This window comes from Collinsella sp. TM06-3 (assembly GCF_003436395.1).
In the GTDB taxonomy this organism is placed as follows: Bacteria; Actinomycetota; Coriobacteriia; order Coriobacteriales; family Coriobacteriaceae; genus Collinsella.
The window spans coordinates 19,309-42,059 of sequence record NZ_QSPG01000018.1 but is presented as its reverse complement, the minus strand read 5'-3'; the positions used below and the strand labels follow the sequence as shown (position 1 = coordinate 42,059).

The window sequence follows — 22,751 nt, the reverse complement described above, 5'->3', positions numbered from 1 at the left end:
ATTTGCTCAATGTGTTCGGCTGAGATCGGAAATCAACCACGAATTTGTAAATTTGTAAATGCGCAGGTAGATCCGTATGCCCGGCCCCGAATCGGTGTTGCCTCCCGGCGCGTCCTCGGGCATGGGCGATATTTTGCTACGCACTTCGTGCTGCAAAATATCGCTCCCCCTGCGGAATGCGCCGGGAGGCAACACCGATTCGGGGCCTACCAACACATACTCCAGGCACAGTTCTCAAACATGTTCTGGGGCTGATGCAAATTTGGTGGCTCGGCAAAGCCGAGCCCTTATATGGGGAGGCCGGAGCCAAAGCTCCGGCCTCACTAACTTTCCTATTAGATTAAGTGAGCGATCAAGGAATCTCACTCCCCTCTGCCGCGTTAACGCAGGGCCCGCCCTGGTGTTGCTTTTCAGAACATTCCGCAGGACGGAGGAAGCCCCGCAGCGCGTAGCGCGCAGCGGGGCTTCCGACATGTCCGAGGACGTTCTGAAAAGTAACACCAGGCGGGCCCGGACGAGAACAACCGACTACAGGTCGATGTGCGATTCCTTGATCGGGAACGGCTCGGCGAAGTGGCAGGCGCAGCAGTGACCCGGTGCGACTTCCTTAAACTCGGGAAGCTTCTCGGAGCAGATGCCCTGCGCGATCGGGCAGCGCGTGTGGAAACGGCAACCGGTCGGCGGATCCAGCGGCGACGGCGGATCGCCAGCGAGAATGATGCGCTTGCGGGTCTTCTGGATATCCGGATCGGGCACCGGCACGGCAGACAGCAGCGACTGCGTGTACGGATGGTGAGGCTCGCTATAGAGCGTCTTCCAATCCGAAACCTCGACCATCTTACCCAGATACATAACGGCAACGCGATCGGAGATGTGCTGCACGACGGACAGGTCGTGGGCGATAAAGAGATACGCCGTACCAAACTTGTCCTGCAGTTCCTTAAGCAGGTTCAGAACCTGGGCCTGAATGGAAACATCCAAAGCGGATACCGGCTCGTCACAGATAATCAGCTTGGGCTTCAGCGCAAAAGCGCGGGCGATGCCGACACGCTGACGCTGGCCGCCCGAGAACTCGTGCGGATAGCGGTTGATGTGCTCGGGGTTCAGACCGACGACATCCAGCAGCTCGCGAACACGCTCGATACGCTCTTCCTTGGTGCCCACACCATGAATGGTCATGGGCTCGGAGACGATCTCACCAATCGTCATACGAGGGTTCAGCGAAGCATAGGGATCCTGGAAGATAAACTGCATCTCGCGACGCATATCCTTGATCTCGTGCTTGCTCATCTCGGCAACATCTTTGCCCTGGAAGAACACCTTACCTGCCGTCGGCTTCGTCAGGCGCATGATGGTGCGGCCCGTGGTGGACTTACCGCAACCAGACTCGCCGACCAGGCCAAAGGTCTCGCCCGGATAAATCTCGAACGAAATGTCATTCACAGCAGAGACGACGCGCTTGGAAAAACGCTTGGCGAACATGCCGGACTCTGCGGGGAACTCCTTAGAAAGATGCTCGACCTTCAGCAGCGGAGTGCGCTCGTTATTGTCTGTCATTTACGCCTCGCCTCCCTTCTTGGAATCCTTGCGCGTGCGGGACGTCTCAGGGGCGTTCTTGAGGAACTCGGGGTCACCGGAATAATGGCACGCAGAATAGTGGCCGGACTCGGTAACAACGCGCTCGGGGCGCTGCTTGCGGCACTTGTCCGTCGCATAGGGGCAGCGAGGAGAGAAGACGCAGCCCTCGGGCAGGTTCATGAGCGAAGGCGGGTTGCCGTGAATCGGCGTCAGCGGCTTCTTCTCATCGATGGCCTGCTCCGGGATGGAGCGAATAAGACCCCAGGTGTAGGGATGGCGGCTCTCGTAGAAGATTTCCTCAGCAGTACCGAACTCGACGGGACGGCCGGCGTACATAACCATGATTTTGTCGGCCATATCGGCGACAACGCCCAGGTCATGGGTAATCATGATAATGGCGTTGCCGTTCTTCTCCTGCATCTCCTGCATAAGCTCAATAATCTGAGCCTGAATGGTAACGTCCAGGGCAGTCGTGGGCTCGTCGGCAATCAGGATATCGGGGTCGCAGGCAAGAGCCATAGCGATCATGACACGCTGACGCATTCCGCCGGAGAACTGGTGCGGATATTCATTGACGCGCTTCTCGGGCTCGGGGATACCCACGAGGTCCAAAAGCTCGGTAGCGCGCTTGAGCGCCTCCTGCTTGGAATAGCCACGGTGCAGACGAAGGCCCTCGCCCACCTGCTTGCCGATCTTATAGACCGGGTTCAAGGAGGTCATAGGATCCTGGAAGATCATCGCGATATCGTTACCGCGAATGTGCTGCATCTCTTCCTCGGTCATTTCGAGGATAGAACGACCGCGATAGCGAACGTCGCCGCCCTCGATCTTTCCCGGAGGCATCGAAATGAGGCCCATGATGGTCATGGCGGTCACGGACTTACCAGAGCCGGACTCACCGACGACACCCAGGGTCTCACCGCGATCGAGCGTGTAGGACACACCGTCGACGGCGCGAACGACGCCATCCTCGGTGTGGAAATACATCTTAAGGTCATCGACCTCGAGCAGGTGCTGGCCCTCGGGAACCGGCTGGTCCCTCAGGTCCACATAGTTCTTGTTCTTCTTCATCCTTATGCGTCCTTCATCTTGACGTCGAGGGCGTCGCGCAGACCGTCACCCAGCAGGGTGAAGGCGAGCACCGTCGAGAGAATTGCCAGACCGGGCATGATCATCATCCAGGGAGCAGTCAGAAGATACTGCTGACCGTCCTGAATCATGGAGCCCCACGAAGGCGTAGGCGGGATAACGCCCATGCCGAGGAAGGACAGGGCAGACTCGGTCAGAATAGCGCCGCCAATGTTCATGGTCGCATAGACCACGATAGAAGCAACGGAGTTCGGGAAGATATGGCGCATAACGATACGCGCATCGGATGCACCCATAGCGCGAGCGGCGTCAACATAATCGTTCTCTTTGACCGTTAGGATCGCAGATCGGAAGACACGGGCAATCGAGGGCCAGCCGAGAATGCCGATGGCGATAAAGACATTCTGAAGACCACGACCGATAACGGCAATCATGGCAACAACGAACAGCACGTACGGGAACGCCAGGAAGATGTCCGCACAGCGCATGATGATCGTATCCCAGATGCCGCCATAGAAACCGGCCAGGGCGCCCATGACCAGACCGATCACCGTAGAGATGGCGGTGGCCATAATACCGACGGAAAGCGAAACGCGTGCACCGTAGATAACACGGACGAGAATGTCACGACCAAGAGAGTCGGTGCCAAACGGATGCTCGGCACACGGAGCCAGCAGCGACGTCTCGGCCATGGTGGTCGAGTCGGAAGCCGTCGGCGAACCGAGCCAGGGCTTAGCCCACAGATCGGCGGTCAGGGCGACCACAACAACGATGATGATCCAGCAGACACCGATAACGGCGAGCTTGTTCTTACGAAGACGCTTAAAAGCGTCGCCCCACAGCGTGCGGGACTTGGCGGGAGCAGATGCGGCCTTGGTGGCGGTAGCCTGCTCCTGAGACTGAGAATCAGTTTCCTGCATGAGACGTACCTCCCTTAGGCCTTATCCGACGGACCGCCAAGGCGGATGCGCGGGTCGAGGAATGCATAGCTAATGTCGACGAGCAGGTTGATCACCATAACGACGACAACAATGAGCGTAACGCCGCCCATAACGATGGGCCAGTCGCGCATGCTAATGGCGCGGTAGACCTCGAAGCCGATGCCGGGCCAGTTAAAGACCGTCTCGGTCAGGATGGCGCCCGAAAGCATGCCGCCGAAGTCGACACCAATATAGGTAACGACGGGGATGAGTGCATTCTTAAGCGCATGCTTGATAATGATCGCGCGATTGGAGAGACCCTTGGCCTTTGCCGTACGGATGTAATCCTGGTTCATGACGTCAAGCAGCTGCGAGCGCATAATGCGGGCGGCATAAGCGGTCGAAACCGAAGCCAGCGTAATGGTCGGAAGCACATAGTGCATCCAATCCTGATACTGAGAGCTGGAACCGCCGGCACCCGAGATCGGCATGGAGAATGCACCGCCGGTGGCATCCTTAAGGATGACGCCAAAGAACAGCTGCAGCAACATACCGAGCCAGAAGGCCGGGACGGCAACGAGAATCGACGTGGTGAGCGTTACCAAAATATCCCAGAAGGAATAACGCTTAACCGCCGAAATGATACCCGCACCGATACCCATGATCGCCTCGAGCACGATGGCGCACGCGGCAAGTTTGACCGTATACGGATACTTCTGGGCAAAGATTTCCGTAACCGGCAGCTTGCGCTGGTACGAATTGCCCAGATCGCCATGAAGCAGGCCGTTCATGTAATACAAGTAACGGTCCACGAGCGACGTTTGAACGGGATCGCCGTTCTCGTCAAGGATCGCGTTGCCGTCCTCGTCCGCCTGGACCAGGTGATAGCGCACGCGAAGTTGAAGCTCCACCTCGGGGGACAGAGCCTTGTCTCCACCGATCAGCTTGATCGGATCTCCCGGCACGATGTTCTGGAGGGCGAACAGAATCAGCGTAACGCCCAAAAATACCGGGATGAACTGAAGCACACGTTTAACGATGTACTTACCCATACCACTCCCCTATCTAGGGATTAACCTAAATGGGATGCCGATCGCCAGACCGGCATCCCAAAATTACCATCAGCCAGTTTACCCCAGGTTAGGGAGAACTGTATGTTTCCCATGAGGTCTACGTAAATACTTGACCCTCACGGAAGCTGCAAAACCCTTAGGCGAGCTCGGCGGTACCCAGATCGGCGTGCTTCTGCGGATCAACATAGAGATGCTTGACGCGGTCAGAGCCAGCGATGGTGTGCGTGTAGAACATCACCGGGATAACCGGGCAGTCAGCAGCGACCATGGCGTCGGCCTCCCGCATCTTGGCGATGCGCTCCTCGTCATCAACCGTGGTGCGGGCCTCGTCGACCTCGGCATCGAACTCGGGGTTGCTGTAACCGGAGCGGTTGTCGCCACCGAGGGAGTCGGAGTGGAACAGCGGGTACAGGAAGTTGTCCATGATCGGGTAATCGGCGATCCAGCCCAGACGGCCGAACTGATAGTTGAAGTTCTGATACTGCTCGAGCAGGGCAGACCACTCAGGGGTATCGGAGACAGCGGTAACGCCAACCTTGGCGAGGTCGCCGATGATGGACTCCATGATCTCCTTGTGACCACCGTCCTGGTTGTAGGAAAGGGTCACGCTAATGCCACGATCGCCGTTAGCGCCAGCGGGAGCGACCTTGTCGAGGTACTCGTTAGCCTTGTCGACGTCATAGGCGCAGAACTCCCATGCGCCCTCCTTGTAGCCGGCGATTCCCGGAGGAACAATACCGTCGGCGGGGGTACGGGTACCCTTGAAGATGGTCTTGCAGATGGCCTCACGGTTGATGGCCAGGGAGATGCCCTTGCGCAGGTCGGCGTTATTGAACGGCTCGGCCGTGGTGTTGCAGGTCAGATAGTACGTGGAAGGCTCGGCACCGAGCAGCATATGCTCGCCGTCACCCATGGTGTAGCCGTCCTTGGACTCGCCACGGTCCTTCTTGGCGGCGTCGATCTGAGCAACGGGAACGTCGCAGACATCGAGGTTACCGGCCTGGAACTCCTTGTAAGCGGTCTCCATGTCCTTGATGACCTGGAAGTGGATGCCATCGATCTTGGCCTTGTCGCCATAGTAATCATCGAACTTCTTGAGGTTGATCTCCTGGCCATCCTCCCACTTACCGTCCATCATGAACGGGCCGTTACCGACCGGGGCAAGGTAGAAGCTCTTGACATCGGACTCGGCGCACTCGGGAACCGGGGACAGAGCCGGGTGAGAGGCGACGAAGGGGAAGTCGGCGTAAGCGGAAGACAGCTTGACGACGAGGGTCTCATCGTCGGGGCAAGTAACACCGCTGAGCTCGGTAGCGTTGCCGGCAAGCAGATCGTCATAGCCCTCAACCATGGAAAGGTGATAGGAGACCTCGGAAGGACCATACTCGGTGGCGATGGCCGACTTGGTGTTGACTAGACGCTCCCAACCGAGCTTGAAGGACTTGGAGGTAACGTCGTCACCGTTGTGGAACTTAGCCTTCTTGATCTTGAAGGTGAACTCGGTGGCGTCGTCGTTAGCCTCAAAGGACTCGCAAGCCAGCGGAACGATCTCGCCCTTCTCGGGGTCGTACTCCGTCAGAGCGTCGAAGAGCTGGTACTCGACCTGAGTGCCCTGATCCTCCTGGACGTTGTAGGGGTCGATGCAGACCGGGTTGTTGATGTAGAAGTTCAGCGTCGAACCGGAGTCAGATCCGGAAGCGTCGCCGCCCTTCTTGCCGCACGCGGCAAGAAAAGCCATGGAGCTCGCAGCGAGGGTGCCGCCAACAAAGGCGCGACGACCCATAACGGGCTGGTGGAACATAGAATCAGCCATGCCATCCTCCTTATGAGACAGGACAAAGAAATGTTCAGTCGGACATATGTCGAGACAATCCGATCCGAACCATCAAAACGCCGCCCGCTGCTATGGCTGGTTATGCACAACAGACCAACGTTTTGCAATACAGTAGCGCATTTTATGCACGATTTGGGGCTAATTCCGGTTAACGGTCGAGAATTTCTTTAGTTGGGCGAAGTATGTGGGGATATTTTGACTCTGTTACAAGTCTGTAAACAAAAAGGGCCCCGCACATACGGGACCCTTTACAAACGTATAAACGCCGATGCTTAGTAGCCGACGATGCCCTGCGGGAAGAAGAACATGCACAGAACGACACACACGGCAAAAACGACGGCCATAATTACCGTCAGGCGATCGAGGTTCTGCTCCATGACGCCCGTGGCAGAGCTGGAGTTATACAGCGAGCTAGCGATCATATCCGAAACGCCGGTACCCTTACCGGAATGCATCAGAACGAGAATCGTCAGTGCCACAGCAGAAACAGCCCAAACGACAAACAGAAGAATCTGGAACGGACCCATAGATAAGCTCCTTAATAGAACAATTCAAACTCCAGTACTGTACCACAACCCCCAACACTCCCCCACCTGCCATTTAGGGACGGGGTAGAAATGGCAGAAATACCAAAAAAAGGGGGTCGTCCAGTTGTGGACAACCCCCTTACTAGAAAACGATATTTGTTTTCTAGTAGGCCTCGGTGGCGAGCACGCGACCCGTCATCTCGGCGGAAGGCTCAATACCAGCCATGGTGAGCATGGTCGGAGCGATATCGGAAAGACGGCCGTCCTCGATACCGGTGAGCTTGGCCTTCTCATCAACGATGATGAACGGCACGCGGTTGGTGGTGTGAGCCGTAAACGGATGCTTGGAACCGTCGGAAGCAACGTCAAACATGTGGTCGGCGTTACCATGGTCGGCGGTAATCAGCGCAAAGCCGCCCTTGGCGAGAATCGCCGGGACAACCTTGGACAAAGCATCGTCAACAGCCTCGACGGCCTTAACGGCCGCGTCGAAGACACCGGTGTGACCAACCATGTCGCAGTTCGCGAAGTTCACGATGTAGAAATCAGCGCGATCCTCGTTGATTGCGGCGACGAGCTTCTCGGTAACCTCGGGAGCGCTCATCTCAGGCTGCAGATCGTAGGTAGCGACCTTGGGGGAAGCGACGAGCACGCGCTCCTCGCCCTCCTTGGGCTCCTCGATGCCGCCGTTGAGGAAGAACGTCACGTGGGCGTACTTCTCGGTCTCGGCGGTGTGCAGCTGCTTGAGGCCATTGGCGGCGATAACGTCGGCCAGAACGTTCTCGGGGAACGTCTTGGGGAAGGCGACCTCGACGTCAAACGTCGGATCGTACTCGGTCATCGTCACAAAGTGCGAAAGCTTGATCTGCTCGCGCTCAAAGCCGTCGAACTCCTTGTCCGTGAACACGCGGGTCATCTGACGAGCGCGGTCGGGACGGAAGTTGAAGAAGATGGCCGCGTCGCCCTCGTGGATACCCTCGTTGTGGGCAGCGAAGGGCTCGACGAACTCGTCGCCGCGCGGATCCTTCTCGTAGTAGGCCTTGATACCGGCAACGGGATCGGTATCGGCATCGGACGCGTTGACCATGACGTCGTAGGCGCGCTGGATGCGCTCCCAACGGTTGTCGCGGTCCATGGCCCAATAGCGGCCCGAAACGGTGGCAACGCGAGCGTCGCAACCGGTCTCCTCGGAGATCTTAGCCAGGAAGGCGCAGAACTCACTCATGTAGCCGGCACCGGACTGCGGGTCGACGTCACGGCCATCCATAAAGGCGTGGACGCGAACGGTCTTGACGCCATGCTGGGCAGCCATCTTGACCAGAGCCTCGACGTGGTTCATGTGAGAATGAACACCGCCAGGGCTCATAAGGCCCATGAGGTGGAGAGTCTTGCCTTCGGCCTTGACATCGTCCATGGCCTTGACGAAGACCTCGTTCTTGGCGATGGAGCCGTCCTTGATGGCATTGTTGATGCGCGAAAGCTCCTGGAACACGATGCGGCCGGCACCGATGTTGAGGTGGCCTACCTCGGAGTTGCCCATCTGACCGTCGGGAAGGCCCACGTCCTCGCCCGAAGCACCGAGCGTGGTGTGGGGATACTGAGCGTACAGGCTATCAAGGAAGGGCGTCTTGGCAGCGGCGACGGCGTTCTCGCCATCGGCCGGAGCAAGGCCGCAGCCATCCATGATGATCAGGAGTGCAGGAAGATGACGCTGTGCCATATGTCCTACTCGCCTGCCTTGACGACCATAGAGGCGAAGTCGGCAGCCTTGAGCGAAGCGCCGCCCACGAGGGCGCCGTCAACGTCGGGCTTGGCGACGAGCTCGGCAATGTTGCCGGGCTTAGCGGAACCACCGTACAGGACGCGGATACCGTCGGCGAGCTCCTCGCCAAACATCTCCTTGAGGGTCTCACGGATAGCGCCGCAGACCTCCTGGGCGTCCTCAGCGGTAGCGGTCTTTCCGGTGCCGATGGCCCAGATGGGCTCGTAGGCGACGACGACCTGCTTGGGGCAGGTGATCTCAAGACCAGCAAGGCCAGCCTTGACCTGGTTCACGACGTGCTCGACATAGGTGCCAGCCTCGCGGACCTCGAGGGACTCGCCGCAGCAGAAGACGGGAACAAGACCGGCGGCAACGAGGGCCTTGGCCTTCTTGTTCTGATCCTCGTCGGTCTCGTGGAAGTAGTCGCGACGCTCGGAGTGACCGATGATGCAGTAGGTGCAGCCAGCGGACTTGAGCATGTCGCAAGAGGACTCACCGGTGAAGGCACCCTTGGCCTCCCAGTACACGTTCTGAGCACCGAGGGCGATGGGGGCAGCCTGAATACGGTCATGAACCGTGGTGATGTCAATGGTCGGAGGGCAGACGAGCACCTCGACGCCAGCCGGAACCTCGGGCAGAGCCTGAGCCAGCTCGTCGGCGAGCTTGGCGGCCTCGGCGACGTCGTTGTTCATCTTCCAGTTACCAGCGATAAGAAGGGTGCGATTAGGCATCGAGAAGCGCCTCCACTCCGGGCAGGGCCTTACCCTCGACGAGCTCCATGGAAGCGCCACCACCGGTGGAGATCCAGCTCATCTTGTCGGCCAGGTTGAACTTGTTGACAGCCGCGACAGAGTCACCACCGCCGATGATCGAGGTGCAGTCGGCCTCGGCGACGGCCTCGGCGATAGCCTGGGTGCCGTGAGCGAAGTTGTCGAACTCGAAGACGCCCATGGGGCCGTTCCAGAACACGGTCTTGGCGCCCTTGACGGCCTCGGCGTAGAGCTCCTCGGTCTTGGGGCCGATGTCCATGCCCTCACGATCGTCGGGGATAGCGTCGGAAGCGACAACCTCGGGGACAGCGTCCTCGCCAAAGTGATCGGCAACGCGGTTGTCGATGGGGAGCAGGATCTTGACGCCCTTCTCCTCGGCCTTCTTGAGCATCTCGCCGGCGCGCTCGACCCAGTCCTCTTCCTTGAGGGACTGACCGACGGTCAGACCCTGAGCCAGGAAGAAGGTGTAGGCCATGCCGCCACCGATGATCAGGGTATCAGCGGAGTCGATGAGGTGATCGAGAACGCCGATCTTGGAGGAAACCTTGGAACCGCCGACGATAGCGACGAAGGGGCGCTCGGGCTCGGCGAAGATGCCGGTCAGCGTGTCGACCTCCTTCTCGAGCAGGAAGCCGGCGACGGCAGGCAGGTAAGCGGCGGGGCCCACGACGGAACCCTGGGCGCGGTGAGCGGTGCCGAAGGCATCGAGAACGAAGACGTCACCATAGGAAGCGAGCTTCTTGGCGATCTCGGGATCGTTCTTCTTCTCACGCTTGTCAAAACGGACGTTCTCGAGAACGAGGACCTTGCCCGGCTCGACGGCGGCAACAGCCTCAGCAGCCTTCTCGCCGTAGGTGTCGGCGACAAAGGCAACATCGAGACCAGAGAGCTCAGCGAGCTTCTTGGCGACGGGCTCGAGGGACAGCTCGGGCTGGAAGCCGGTGCCATCGGGACGGCCGAGGTGGCTCATGAGGATGACGCGAGCGTTGTGCTCAACGAGGTAGTTGATGGTGGGCAGGGCAGCCTTGATGCGGGTGGTATCGCCAACGACGCCATCCTTGATAGGCACGTTGAAGTCAACGCGGACGAGAACGCGCTTGCCGTCGACATCGATGTCGCGGACGGTCTTCTTGGTAAAGGCCATGTTTGCTTCTACCTTTCGTACGTGTCTGCCTCCCATTACGGCAGACGATTTCCTATAAAAAGGGCGCGACCCTAGGGTGTAAGCCCTATGAGGCCGCGCCCTTCTTTAGACGCTCAACGAGCTATTCGCTAAAAGCTAAATTAAGCAACGAACTTCTCGAAGTACTTGATGGTGCGGACCATCTGAGAGGTGTAGGAGTTCTCGTTGTCGTACCAAGAGGTGACCTGAACGAGGGTCTGGCCGTTGCCGAGGTCAGAGCACATGGTCTGAGTGGCGTCGAAGATGGAGCCGTGGGTCTCGCCGATGATGTCGGTGGAGACGATATCGTCCTCGTTGTAACCGAAGGTCTCGGAGATGGTGGAAGCGTAGGCCTTCATAGCGGCGTTGACCTCGTCGACGGTGACCTTCTTGTCAACGACAGCGTAGAGGTTGGTGATGGAGCCGGTCGGCGTCGGGACGCGCTGGGCGGCACCGATGAGCTTACCGTTGAGCTCGGGGAGAACCAGGCCGATAGCCTTGGCAGCACCGGTGGTGTTGGGGACGATGTTGACGGCGCAGGCGCGGCTACGACGCTTGTTGCCCTTGCGCTGCGGGCCGTCGAGCGGCATCTGGTCGCCGGTCCAGGCGTGAATGGTGGTCATGATGCCGGACACGATGGGAGCGAAGTCGTTCAGACCCTTGGCCATCGGGGCGAGGCAGTTGGTGGTGCAGGAAGCAGCGGAGATGATGTTGTCCTCAGCGGTCAGCGTCTCGTGGTTGACGTTGTACACGATGGTGGGCAGATCGCTGCCGGCCGGAGCGGAGATGACGACCTTCTTGGCGCCAGCGTTGATGTGGGCCTGAGCCTTAGCCTTGCTGGTGTAGAAGCCGGTGCACTCGAGAACGACGTCGACGTCGAGGTCGCCCCAAGGCAGGTTGTTGGCGTCGGCCTCCTTGTAGATCTTGATCTCCTTGCCGTCAACGGTGATGGAATCCTCGCCAGCAACGACCTCGTGATCGCGAGCGTAGTTGCCCTGCGTGGAGTCGTACTTCAGCAGGTAAGCGAGCATATCGGGAGAGGTGAGGTCGTTGATAGCGACGATCTCGGAGCCCTCATGACCGAACATCTGACGGAAAGCCAGACGACCGATGCGACCGAAGCCGTTAATAGCAACCTTTACTGCCATTGTGTCTCCTTTCGTAAGGCCCCCGCAAGCTACAGCGCCCGCCGTTGAGGCCCACAAACTAACCACTCGCCTAATATACCTTTTTTTTGACTTGAATTTCACGAGAATAGTCGAAATTGAAAATCAAATTTACGTTAAAACGTTTTAAAGAATAAAATAGCAGCTAAATCCGTATATAAGTCGATACTTTAAACTACCGGTTTGCTTCAATGAGCTTTTCAAGCCTCAAAACTCGATGGTAGAGGGCCGACTTCGACAAGGGAGGGTCAACCATCTCCCCTAAATCACGCAGCGACAGATCGGGATAGCGCTCGCGCAGGTCGCAAAAGACCGCCAAGGCATCCGGAAGCGCATCGCGAAGGCCGCGCTGCTCGAGCTCATCGATAAGCGCAAGCTGATGTTGGGCAGCACCGGCGCTTCTGGTCTGGTTGGCGAGCTCGGCGTTCACGCGACGGTTCACATCGTTCTTAACCAACTTGACCGCGCGCGCCTCCTCAATCTCGGCAACGCTGCGCTTGGCACCAATCAGCTTTAATAAATGCTCGATTTCCTCGGCGCTCTTAATGTACACGGCATATGACCCCCGCCGCGCATTAACACGAGCATGGACCCCAATCTGCCCCAACAGGTCGCAAAGCCCCTTGGCATATTGCTCGCCCTGCACCGCGATCTCCAAATGAAAATCGCCGCGTGGATCGGCCACGAAGCCGCCCGCGATGAGCGCGCCGCGGATGTAGGCAAGCCTGCAGCAGGGACGGGCAACGATGTGTCGGGGAACACCAGCGACGAGCCCTCCTCTGCGGTCTAGAATGCCCAGCAGCACCAGAGCCTTGTCCAAGTCGGGTTGATCGGGCAGGGTAATGAGATAGTTACGGACCTTATGCAAGACCGATTTACGAACGGTGAATTCCGTTTTGAGCTTAAGGATGCGATGCGTCAGCGTGATCATCGTGCGCGCGACGGCTCCCGTCTCGGTCGCGACCGTCAAACGAAACCGCCCGGAGCCGGCCAACGAAAGCGTACCGCTCACACGCGTCAGGGCGGCAAGCGTCGACAAATCGCAGTATTCACATTCGGGTTCGCAGCGCGCAAGCTCGTCGCGCACCTCAGCGGTGAACGACATGCAGGCCTATGCCTTCGTGTTGGCGCGCGACAGGTCGCGGTGGGAGATGCTCACGTGATACTGGGCGCCTTCCAGGTAACGGGCCGTGGCCTCGGCAATGGCGACGCTACGGTGCTGTCCGCCCGTGCAGCCGATGGCGATAGAAAGCTGCGGCTTACCCTCCGCGATATAGCCCGGCATCACCGTATCGAGCAGCTGTGTCCAAGCCTTCCAAAACTCCTGCGTCTTGGGGTGGTCCAGAACAAAATCGGAGACCTTTTTATCGAGACCGGTCATCGTGCGCATCTCGGGATCGTAAAACGGATTGGGCAGGAAGCGGACGTCGATCATAATGTCCGCCTCGACGGGCATGCCGTGCTTAAAGCCAAACGAGAACACATGGACGTCCATGAGCTGTTGGTCGGACAGCTCGGAAAATGCCATACGTAGCTTGTTGCGCAGCGCAGAGGTGCGCAGACGACTCGTGTCGATAATCATATCGGCTCGATCGCGCACGCCCTGCAGCTGAAGGCGCTCGCGCTGAATGGCATCGGCCGTAGTCTCCCCCGGCTTGGCAATGGGATGACGGCGGCGATTTTCGCTGTAGCGACGAATCAGCACCTCGTCAGAAGCCTCCAGGAACACGATGTCGCAGCTCATCTCGCGCTCTTCGAGCGCGGCGACCGCATCGAGCAACTCGTCAAACAGTCCCTGGCTACGCAAATCGCAGGTGACGGCGAGATGCCTGCCCACGCCCGTATTGATGCCGACGAGCTCGGCAAGCTGGGCGATGAGACGCGGAGGCAGGTTATCAATGCAAAAATAGCCCATGTCCTCGAACACGTGCATGGCCTGTGTGCGGCCCGATCCGGACATTCCGGTGATGATGACGATATCGGGGATGCGCTCCGAGCGCTCCGCCGCATCCATGGCATCTCCCTTTTGCATGTGCTGCCTCCCAAAAACAAGCGCGGGACCCAGCAACCCGGATCCCGCGCGGTCAATTGCCTATATTGAGTATACCGCCCCGAGCGGATACGAGGCCTGTCTTACGCCTCAAGCGCAGCCTTGAACCAACTCGTAATACTCGTGGGGTGCGTGATGGCAGTGCCCACGACAACTGCCCAGGCGCCAGCATCGATCGCAGCGCGAGCCTCCTCGGGCGTGTGCACGCGGCCCTCGCAGATGATGGGAAGACCGGGGAATTCCTCGGTCGCCTGACGCAGGAGTGGCAGGTCGGGGCCATCGGCCATGGTGCAGTCGATGGCGGCGACGCCGTGAGAAAGCGTGGTGGATACCAGGTCAAAGCCCATATCAACCGCACGGCGAATGTCCTCGATGGTGGCACAATCCGCCATCAGGAGCACACCCTCCTCGTGCAGCGGACGGAAGGTGTCCTCGACGGTCTTGCCATCGGGACGCGGACGATCGGTGGCATCGATCGCCACGATATCGGCACCCGCGGCAACGCAGGCGCGAGCGTGACGCAGCGTCGGCGTGATGTAAACGCCCTCGTGCCCATCCTTCCACAGGCCGATAACAGGAACCTCACAGCGACCCTTAATGGCGGCAATGTCGGCAAGGCCCTGACAGCGAATGGCGGCGGCGCCGCCAAGCTCGCAAGCGCGAGACATTTGAGCCATGGTCTCGGGCGTACGAAGCGGCTCGCCCATATACGCCTGAACGCTCACGACGAGCTTGCCCTTCAGGGACTGGATCAAAGGATCAACGGTCATGTTCGACTCAACCTTTCTCAAAACAGCCTTCTGAGACACCGCACCTTGACGTTCAAACCGTCGCTCGCGTACCGAAGTACGCTTCGCTCCTCTTTCACGTCAATCTGCGGCACCTCAGAAGGCGCACTTGGTAGTTATGTTTACTTCAACGAGGCAAGAAGATGCTCAGCGGCACCGATGAGCGGAGCATCGCCCTCCAGAGAACCGATGAGGATCGGCGTGTCCTGAAGCGGATCGAGCGCCTGGCTGGCATAGCCCTCGTGCACCGAATCCTTCCACGTCTGCGAACGCCAATCGGGACCTTGGTGAATCACGCCGCCCGAAAGCACGATGACCTCAGGGTCCAGGATGTTAGCGAGCGAGCCCAAGCTGGCACCCAACGCAAAGCCGGCATCATGGATGACCTCGGTCGCCTTTGCGTCGCCTGCACGGCACAGGTCGTTCACATCGCGACCGACCGAAGGACGGCTGGGGTCGACACGGCCAAAGCGCTCATCGTACATACGACCAATGGAAGTGCCCGAAGCAACCGACTCCAGATGGCCGGAACGCCCGCAGGCGCAGGGAATGCCGGCGGCAGCCGAGCACTCGATGTGGCCCATATGGCCAGCAGCACCATGGAAGCCCTGCATCACGCGCCCGTTCTCGACATATGCGCCGCCGATGCCCGTACCGATGCCAAGACACAAGACGGAGAACTTGCCCTTGCCGACGCCCCAGTGGGCCTCGCCCAGAGCATGAGCCTGCACGTCGCCTACAACGGCAACGGGAAGACCGAGATCCTCGCGCAGACGCGGCCCCAACTGAACGCCGGACCAGCCGGGCATGATCTCGTTGGCATACGCGATGGCGCCCGTCTTGGGATCGACGACGCCGGCGGCACCGACACCGACGCCAAGGACCTCGACATCGGGATTCGCCTCGAGAGCAGCCTTGATGGACGCCTCGATACGCTGGAAGACGGCCTCGCCGCCCTCTTGGGCCTCGGTGGGAACCTCGGCCTCAAAAACGGGATGGGGCACACTACCGTCAGCCGCGTACTCCATGATGGCAGTCGCGATCTTAGTTCCGCCGATATCGACAGAACAGACGTACTTGTTCTCCATGTCGCTCTCCTTCGGAGATAAAAAACAACTATAGGAAATGCGCCGTCAGGCTAGCCGTCACAGCGCAGTAAAGGTTATCCAGGTGCCCAAGATCGCCGAGAAACCGTGTGGCCATTGACCTAATAGTCATGGCCACACGGTTGAACGGCGAGGTCGGGTGCCTGGGAAAGCTTTACAGGAGGCCGTTGTCCTGGAGGACCTTCCTAATAGCCTCGACGTTCTCGCCGGTCATGGCCTTCACCGGGCGCGGCATGGTCGGGCTGTCGAAGATACCCATGAGGTTCATAGCGGTCTTGAAGGCGCCGACGCCACCGGCATAGCCCTGGACGCCCGAGGTGACATCCCAGATGTGCGAAATCTCATTGAGGCGATCCTGCTCGGCCTTGACGGTAGCCCAGTCACCAGCCTGAGCGGCCTTCCACTGACGAACGTAGCCCTCGGGCTCAACGTTGGCGAGACCCGGGACAGAGCCGTCGGCGCCACCGAGGTAAGCGCCGTCGACAACAACCTCGTGGCCGGTGAGGATGCTCATCGGATGGCCGTTCTTCTCGTTCTCCTGAACGAGGTAGCGGAACGAGATGTCATCACCCGAGGAATCCTTGACGCCAGCAAGGACGCCCTCGGCGCCGAGCTTGGCAAGGAGCTTCCAGGGGAGCTTGGTGTGAACGCAGACGGGAATGTCATAGGCAAAGATGGGCAGGTCAAGCTCCTCGTGCAGGATGCGGAAGTGCTCCTCGACCTCGGTCATGCCCTGCAGGGCATAGAACGGGCAGGTGGCGACGAGGGCATCGGCGCCCAGCTCCTGAGCGACCTTGCCGTGCTCAATCATGCGCTCGGTCTCGGTATCGATGATGCCGACCAGAACAGGCACGCGGTGGTCGACGATGCGGACGGCCTCGGCGATGATCTGGCGACGACGCTCGTCGGTGGAGAAAACGACCTCACCCGAAGAGCCCAAGAAGAACAGGCCATCGACGCCGGCATCGATCATGCGGTTGATGCTGCGCTCAAAGGAGGCAACATCGAGCTGATGATCTTCGGTATCGGGAACAACGACGGGAGGGATAACGCCGGTGAATTTCTGAGTTGCCACAAAAATCTCCTTAGTTGTCTGGCGGGCGGCCCTATGCCACCCACTCTTGTTGGCAGTGTCCAGGCCGTCTAGGCCAAAGAACACGAGTAGAACGTTTGGTTAAAAAAGTCTACGACTTCGTTTTCGAACGCATTGATGCGCTCGTGAGCGTATTTTGCATAGATGATATGCCTCCGGTCACACTCAAGACCGTTGAATACGGCAAACTGATCCTTGGGATCGCTCACGGTATCCATAAGCGATGTGCCCATGAGCACCGATCCGCGCACCCGAGACGACAGCACCTCGAGGCCGCCAGGAAGCGGATTGGCAACCGCCGTGCGGGCGAGGCCCCGCTCGTCCAGAGCAGAAACCGCCAGCGCGACTCCGCCGCCAAGACCCTCGCCCCATGCAAAGATGCGTTCGGGGTCCATGCCATCAAGATTGCGCGCGACCTCCGCCAACGCGCAGCCCCAACGGACGCGCCTGACAAAAGCGGGCGAGGTAATCCCCTGCCGCAGATCGCTGGGTCCAATCGCCTCATCGTCCAGCGCAAGCACGGCATATCCCATGGCCGCAAACCTCGTCATGTGATGCCATCCCCGCACGGGTCGGTCGATGTCGTGAAACATCAGACATAGCGGCACAAGCTCGGATGCTCGGGCGCGACCGGCAGGCTCGATCAAACGTGCGTGGACCACATCGCCACCAAGCTCAAAGGAAACCTCGGAGTAGCGGGCATACGGATTGGCGAAATCGATCGCCGTAATGGCCAGGCCTTGAATCTCAAGATCCATCGCACATGTCTCCAAATCAGAAACATCTGCCTGAACATCACCGTGCCAGTCCCGATATTCAGAGAGCCTTGACGAAACCGTTCCGGGAATCCCCACAAGGTCGGGGACAATCAGCTCGCCGACATTGCTCTCGCACTTAGACATGAGCCTTCCCTCCCTTGCAGAAAAACGGAATGATCAGATCGTCAAAATCCTGAATCTCCTCGTGGCCAAAGCCTTCAAAGAACTCATGACGCTTTTCACAGGTCAGGTTGTTATAGACCGCAAACTGCGTCGCTGGCGGACAGACGGTATCGGCTGTGCCGGTGCCAAACAGCACGGGGCATTTGACCATAGGGGCAAAGTTCTTGGAATCGAAGTGCGCCAGCTTGGCATAGGCTTCGTCGATACGAGTCGAGTCCTCGTCAAACCAGCGAGACCAATAGCGCAGGCCCTCGTAGGCAATGTCGTCGGCATCCAAATCCCAGACCAGGCGGAAATCCGACAGGAAGGGATAGAGGATGGCGGCGCGATTGATAAGCTCGCTGTTAAGTGCACAGGTCGCAATGCCCAAACCGCCGCCCTGCGACGCGCCGTTCACAAACACACGGGCAAGATCGATGCCCTCGAGCTCGCGAACGATGCGGCACAGGATGCGAATATCTTGGTGCAAGCGGACATAGTAGAGGTTGGCCGGATCACCGTCGATACCGGCGACGATATGGCCCGCGACCGTTGTGCCCTCAAATCCACCAATGTCCTCGGAGGGACCTCCTTGGCCGGGGCAGTCGAGGGCGATGAGCGCCATGCCCATGCCCGCAAACGACGCCTGCTCAAACCAGCTGCGGCTTGCACCCGGATACCCATGGAACTGAAGTACCAATGGCACGGGCTCGTCCGAGACGGGTTTAAGGTACTTGGCATGCAGGCGAGCGCCACACATGCCGGTATACCAGAGGTCGAAAAGCTGGCAGGTCACGGCATCGGTGACCGATGCCGCCTCGATCGCATAGTCGAGCTCGACGGCATCGGCCTCGGCCATGCGGTCATTCCAAAAGAGATCGAAATCTGATGGACGGGGCATGGCGCCTCGATATTCACCAAATTGATGTTGTAGCTCCTGAGCACTTGGCATGGCTCGTGAACCCAACCTTTCGAAAACGCAACGGAGGTGCGCCCGGCAAGGGAACCGGGCGCACGGGAGGGAAAGCGAGGCTACTCGCCGAGCTTGGGATGCAGCAGCGACGGCGCAGCGCCGAGCAGCATCTTGGTGTAGGGGTCCTGGGGGTGCTGGAAGACCTGCTTGGCCTCGCCCTGCTCGACGATCTTGCCGCCATTCATAACGATGATGTCGTCAGAGATATAGCGGACCGTCTGGATGTCATGGCTGATGAACACCATGGCCAGGCCGAGCTCCTTCTTAAGGTCGGTCAGCAGGTTCAGAATCTGCGCGCGGACCGAAACGTCCAGAGCCGAGGTGGGCTCGTCGGCAATGATGGCATCGGGGTTCAGCGACAGGGCACGGGCAATTGCGACGCGCTGGCGCTGGCCGCCCGAAAGCTGGCCGGGAAGAACCTCGGCAGCGGAGCTGGGCAGACCGGTGAGCTCCAAGAGTTCCTTGACGCGCTCCTCCTGCTCGGCCTCGGTACCCAGGTTGTGGACGCGCATGGGGTCGAGCAGCTGCTCGCGAACGACCATGCGGGGGTTGAGCGCCGTGGCCGGGTTCTGGAACACGACCGAGATGACGCGACCCATGTGGCGACGGTCCTCGGCGGTACGCTTGGTAACGTCCTTGCCCTTAAAGTAGACCTTGCCGCTCGTGGGGGCCTGCAGGCCGCACATGACGTTGGCGGTGGTGGACTTACCGCAACCGGACTCGCCGACGATGCCGATCGTCTGACCGGGCATGAGCTTAATCGTTACACCCTGGACGGCGTGAACCAGGTTGGGGTGCAGAATCGAGCCGGTACGGGTCCTAAAGGTGACGTGGACGTCATCAAGGAAGATGATCGGCTCGACGCCGTTGACTGCGGTCTCGCTCATCTACATCACCTCCGCGTGAGGGGTCAAACCATTTGCCTTGAGCACCTCGTCGGGGAGCTCGGAATAGAAGTGCTCGGTGCCGGGCACGCGCTTGAAGACCGGACGGGTGTCCAGGCCAATACGCGGATGGCTCGAGCGGGGCGCGAAGCGATCGCCCTTGGGGAAATCGCGCGGGCTCGGAACGGCGCCAGGCACCTGGTGCAGGCGGCCCGAACCGCTCTCGATGGACAGAACGGAACCCAGAAGACCGCGGGTGTACTCGTGAATCGGGTTGGTGAGCAGCTCCTTGGTGGGCGCCTGCTCGATAACCTGGCCAGCGTACATAACCGTGATGTTGTGGGCGACCTCGGCGACCAGCGCCAGGTCGTGCGAAACGAAGATCATGGCAAAGCCGAGTTTGGCCTGAAGATCGTTGAGCAGCTTGATGACCTGCTTCTGGACGGTAACGTCCAGAGCGGTCGTGGGCTCGTCGCAGATGACCAGCTTGGGGTCGCGGGTAAGGGCCATAGCGATCAGGACACGCTGACGCTGGCCGCCGGAAAGCTCGTGCGGATAGCTCTCGAGCGTGCGCTTGGGATCGAGGCCGACGAGCTCCAGAAGCTCCTCGGCGCTGCGGGTTCCGCCGCGCTTAGTGAGCTGCTTCATCTGGGCAGAGATGAGCATGGAGGGGTTGAGCGAGGACAGGGCGTCCTGATAGACCATAGCGATATCGGTACCGCGCAGGCCGAACCACTCCTTCTTACTCATCTTGAGCAGGTCACGGCCCTCCCAGAGGACCTCGCCGGAAAGGTGCTCGTCCTCATCGGTCAGGCCCATGATGGCCAGCGTGGTGATGGACTTACCGCAACCGGACTCGCCCACCAGGCCCATGGTCTGACCAGGACGGACGTCAAAGTTGACATGGTCGACGACGTTAATATCACCGTGATGCTCAAACTGAATGCAGAAGTCACGGACCGAGAGAATCGGTTCGACAGACTCGTCGGGCACATGGCGATCGTCACGCTTGAGCTCGACATCGCGCAGGGCGCCAAGACGAGCGGAGAGGGACTGGGCCTGCTCCTTGTAGGCGCGAACGGGGTCGGAGACCAGCAGGTCGGCCTCGCGACGCTTGGAGGAATCGGTCGGATCCAGGGCGGCGGAGGGAGCAGCGGCCATGGCGTCGGTAATGCCCTCGGAGAGGATGTTGAGCGCCAGGCAGGTGATCATGATGGCCAGGCCCGGGAACAGCGCCTGCCACCAGCGGCCGGCGAGCACGCCGCCGCGGGCGTCGGCGAGGATGTTGCCCCAGGTAGCGGTGGGCTCCTGGATACCAGCGCCGATGAAGGTCAGCGAGGCCTCGAAGATAATGGCGTCGGCGACCAGGGTAACGGTGAAGACCATGATCGGGGCGATGCAGTTACGCAGAACATGCTTGATCAAAATCAACGGAGCCTTGGCGCCGGAAACGATGACCGCGCGGACATAGTCCTCGCCGTACTCGGACACGATGTTGGCGCGCACGATACGGGCAATCTGCGGAGTGTACATAAAGCCGATGGCGAAGATGATCGACGGCACGGAGTTACCCAGGATGGAGACGAAGACGGCCGCGAGGGCGATGCCCGGGATGGACATGATGATGTCCAAGATACGCATGATCGTCTCGGAGACGGCCTTGCGCGAAACCGCTGCAAGGGCGCCCACGACCGAGCCGCAGACCAGAGCCATGGCAGTGGCGCCAAAGCCGATAATCAGCGAGTAACGACCACCGTAGAGCATACGCGACAGAATGTCGCGACCCTTATCGTCGGTACCGAAGATAAATCCGTTGCCGGGAGCCTGGCGAGCCGTAAAGATCTCGACCGGGCTATAGGGGGCAAGAAGGGGCGCCAGAATCGCAGTCAGGGCGACCAGCACCAGCACGACGGCTGCAATCTTAGAAGACAGCGTCATCTTCTTCCAGCCACCGAGCTTGAGCCCCTTAGAGGCAGCCTTCTCGAGCTGCTCGGTTTGCTTCTCTCGAATCTTTACCATAATCTACACCGTCCTGATGCGCGGGTTGATGAGCAGGTAGAGCATGTCAACCACGATGTTGATGATGATGAAGGCAAGAGCAACGACGATGACGACGCCCTGAACCAGGTTCGCCTCGTTGCCCTGAACGCCCTGCAGAATCGCGGTGCCCATGCCGGGGAGGTTGAAGATAACCTCGATGACGACGGCGCCGCCCATGAGGTAACCGATCTTAAGACCGAGGGTGGTGACCGGGGTGATCAGCGCATTGCGAAGAACGTTGATGCCGACGACGACCTTCTCGGGAACGCCGGCGCCGCGAGCCATACGGACATAATCCTTGTCGAGCTCCTCGACCATGGCGGTACGCACGATACGAGTCATCTGGCCCGTCAGCGGAAATGCCAAGGCGATAGCGGGCATAATCATACGTCCCAGATAGCCAACCGGATTCGTGGTGAAGTGAGGCAGAGCACCCGATGCCGGGAGCACCTTAAGGTAGGAAGAGAACAGCAGGATCAACAGAACGGCAAGCCAGAACGACGGGGTTGCCAAGCCGGCGATGGAGAAGACGCGGATCACTTGGTCCGGCCATTTGTCGCGATACAGTGCCGCGATGACGCCGAGCAAAAACGAAACGACCGCACCGATGGCAAGACCGATGAAGGTCAGCTGCATCGTGACGGGCAGGGCCGTGGAGATGCGCTTGGCAACGGAGTTGCGAGCAGCACCATAGGTGCCCATGTCGCCATGGATCAAATCGCCCATATAGCGCACGTAGCGCACGGGCCAGGGGTCGTCCAGACCATACTTCTCATGGTACTCGGCAACCGCCTCGGGCGAGGCACCGTCACCCAACGCCGTGTAGGCGGGGTCGGTCTTGGAGAACGACATAAGGAAGAACACCAGGACGGTGACGCCCAATGCCATGATCGGCAGCGCCACAAGACGCCTTCCAATCAAACGTAGCAAGTTGTTCACGTTCTCTCCCCTTTCTTTTGTCGGTAGGACCAACTGGTATATGAGTACGGATACTCATTACAAGACCCGAGCGACAT

At 59.5% G+C, this 22,751-nt stretch carries 20 protein-coding genes; all 20 read right to left on the bottom strand.

Annotation, left to right across the window (positions count from 1 at the left end):
* Nucleotides 1–528: 528 nt before the first annotated feature.
* The 20 genes from DXD56_RS07640 to DXD56_RS07545 all read right to left on the bottom strand — a co-directional run bounded on the left by DXD56_RS07640 (nt 529) and on the right by DXD56_RS07545 (nt 22,674).
* Nucleotides 529–1,557: an ABC transporter ATP-binding protein gene (locus DXD56_RS07640; RefSeq protein ID WP_117564866.1), complete on the bottom strand. Its 1,029-nt coding sequence runs from the start codon at nt 1,555–1,557 to the stop codon at nt 529–531.
* Nucleotides 1,558–2,649, bottom strand: coding sequence for an ABC transporter ATP-binding protein (locus tag DXD56_RS07635; protein WP_117640786.1), 1,092 nt, complete (start codon nt 2,647–2,649; stop codon nt 1,558–1,560).
* A gap of 2 nt (nt 2,650–2,651) precedes the next feature.
* A complete protein-coding gene (locus DXD56_RS07630; protein ID WP_117640785.1) occupies nt 2,652–3,587 on the bottom strand; it encodes an ABC transporter permease in 936 nt (311 codons plus the stop codon).
* A 14-nt stretch (nt 3,588–3,601) separates the two neighbouring features.
* Nucleotides 3,602–4,639, bottom strand: a complete 1,038-nt coding sequence (locus tag DXD56_RS07625; RefSeq protein ID WP_117640784.1) for an ABC transporter permease — start codon at nt 4,637–4,639, stop codon at nt 3,602–3,604.
* A gap of 157 nt (nt 4,640–4,796) precedes the next feature.
* Entirely contained in the window at nt 4,797–6,473 is a 1,677-nt protein-coding gene (locus DXD56_RS07620; protein ID WP_233524962.1) for an ABC transporter substrate-binding protein, read from the bottom strand.
* 293 nt (nt 6,474–6,766) lie between these two features.
* Nucleotides 6,767–7,021, bottom strand: coding sequence for a preprotein translocase subunit SecG (gene secG / locus DXD56_RS07615; protein ID WP_006236144.1), 255 nt, complete (start codon nt 7,019–7,021; stop codon nt 6,767–6,769).
* Nucleotides 7,022–7,184: 163 nt separating this feature from the next.
* On the bottom strand, nt 7,185–8,741 hold the full coding sequence (gene gpmI / locus DXD56_RS07610; protein WP_117640782.1) for a 2,3-bisphosphoglycerate-independent phosphoglycerate mutase: 1,557 nt from the start codon (nt 8,739–8,741) through the stop codon (nt 7,185–7,187).
* Nucleotides 8,742–8,746: 5 nt separating this feature from the next.
* Complete coding sequence (tpiA, locus tag DXD56_RS07605; protein ID WP_089572945.1) at nt 8,747–9,514, bottom strand: triose-phosphate isomerase; 768 nt, start codon at nt 9,512–9,514, stop codon at nt 8,747–8,749.
* Nucleotides 9,507–10,697, bottom strand: coding sequence for a phosphoglycerate kinase (gene pgk / locus DXD56_RS07600; RefSeq protein WP_117564871.1), 1,191 nt, complete (start codon nt 10,695–10,697; stop codon nt 9,507–9,509). Before pgk ends, tpiA begins: the two co-directional genes overlap by 8 nt.
* 140 nt (nt 10,698–10,837) lie before the next feature.
* Nucleotides 10,838–11,863 (bottom strand): type I glyceraldehyde-3-phosphate dehydrogenase, encoded by a 1,026-nt coding sequence (gene gap / locus DXD56_RS07595; RefSeq protein WP_099431436.1) that lies wholly within the window; start codon nt 11,861–11,863, stop codon nt 10,838–10,840.
* 193 nt (nt 11,864–12,056) lie between these two features.
* Nucleotides 12,057–12,986 carry a DNA-binding protein WhiA gene (gene whiA, locus DXD56_RS07590; RefSeq protein ID WP_117640781.1) on the bottom strand — a complete coding sequence of 310 codons (930 nt, stop codon included), beginning with the start codon at nt 12,984–12,986 and terminating at the stop codon, nt 12,057–12,059.
* Between the two features lie 6 nt (nt 12,987–12,992).
* Nucleotides 12,993–13,913: an RNase adapter RapZ gene (gene rapZ, locus DXD56_RS07585; protein ID WP_022094878.1), complete on the bottom strand. Its 921-nt coding sequence runs from the start codon at nt 13,911–13,913 to the stop codon at nt 12,993–12,995.
* A 101-nt stretch (nt 13,914–14,014) separates the two neighbouring features.
* Nucleotides 14,015–14,701, bottom strand: a complete 687-nt coding sequence (locus tag DXD56_RS07580) for an N-acetylmannosamine-6-phosphate 2-epimerase (protein WP_022094877.1) — start codon at nt 14,699–14,701, stop codon at nt 14,015–14,017.
* Between the two features lie 140 nt (nt 14,702–14,841).
* Nucleotides 14,842–15,807 (bottom strand): ROK family protein, encoded by a 966-nt coding sequence (locus DXD56_RS07575; RefSeq protein ID WP_117640780.1) that lies wholly within the window; start codon nt 15,805–15,807, stop codon nt 14,842–14,844.
* A gap of 172 nt (nt 15,808–15,979) precedes the next feature.
* Nucleotides 15,980–16,900: a dihydrodipicolinate synthase family protein gene (locus tag DXD56_RS07570; protein ID WP_089573615.1), complete on the bottom strand. Its 921-nt coding sequence runs from the start codon at nt 16,898–16,900 to the stop codon at nt 15,980–15,982.
* Nucleotides 16,901–16,968: 68 nt separating this feature from the next.
* On the bottom strand, nt 16,969–17,820 hold the full coding sequence (locus DXD56_RS07565; protein ID WP_117640779.1) for an acetylxylan esterase: 852 nt from the start codon (nt 17,818–17,820) through the stop codon (nt 16,969–16,971).
* Complete coding sequence (locus DXD56_RS07560; protein WP_117640778.1) at nt 17,813–18,790, bottom strand: acetylxylan esterase; 978 nt, start codon at nt 18,788–18,790, stop codon at nt 17,813–17,815. The genes DXD56_RS07565 and DXD56_RS07560 overlap by 8 nt, the downstream gene beginning before the upstream one ends.
* A gap of 80 nt (nt 18,791–18,870) precedes the next feature.
* On the bottom strand, nt 18,871–19,698 hold the full coding sequence (locus DXD56_RS07555) for an ABC transporter ATP-binding protein (RefSeq protein ID WP_117635937.1): 828 nt from the start codon (nt 19,696–19,698) through the stop codon (nt 18,871–18,873).
* Nucleotides 19,699–21,714, bottom strand: a complete 2,016-nt coding sequence (locus DXD56_RS07550) for a dipeptide/oligopeptide/nickel ABC transporter permease/ATP-binding protein (protein ID WP_117640777.1) — start codon at nt 21,712–21,714, stop codon at nt 19,699–19,701.
* 3 nt (nt 21,715–21,717) lie between these two features.
* Nucleotides 21,718–22,674 (bottom strand): ABC transporter permease, encoded by a 957-nt coding sequence (locus DXD56_RS07545; RefSeq protein ID WP_035138896.1) that lies wholly within the window; start codon nt 22,672–22,674, stop codon nt 21,718–21,720.
* Nucleotides 22,675–22,751: the final 77 nt, after the last annotated feature.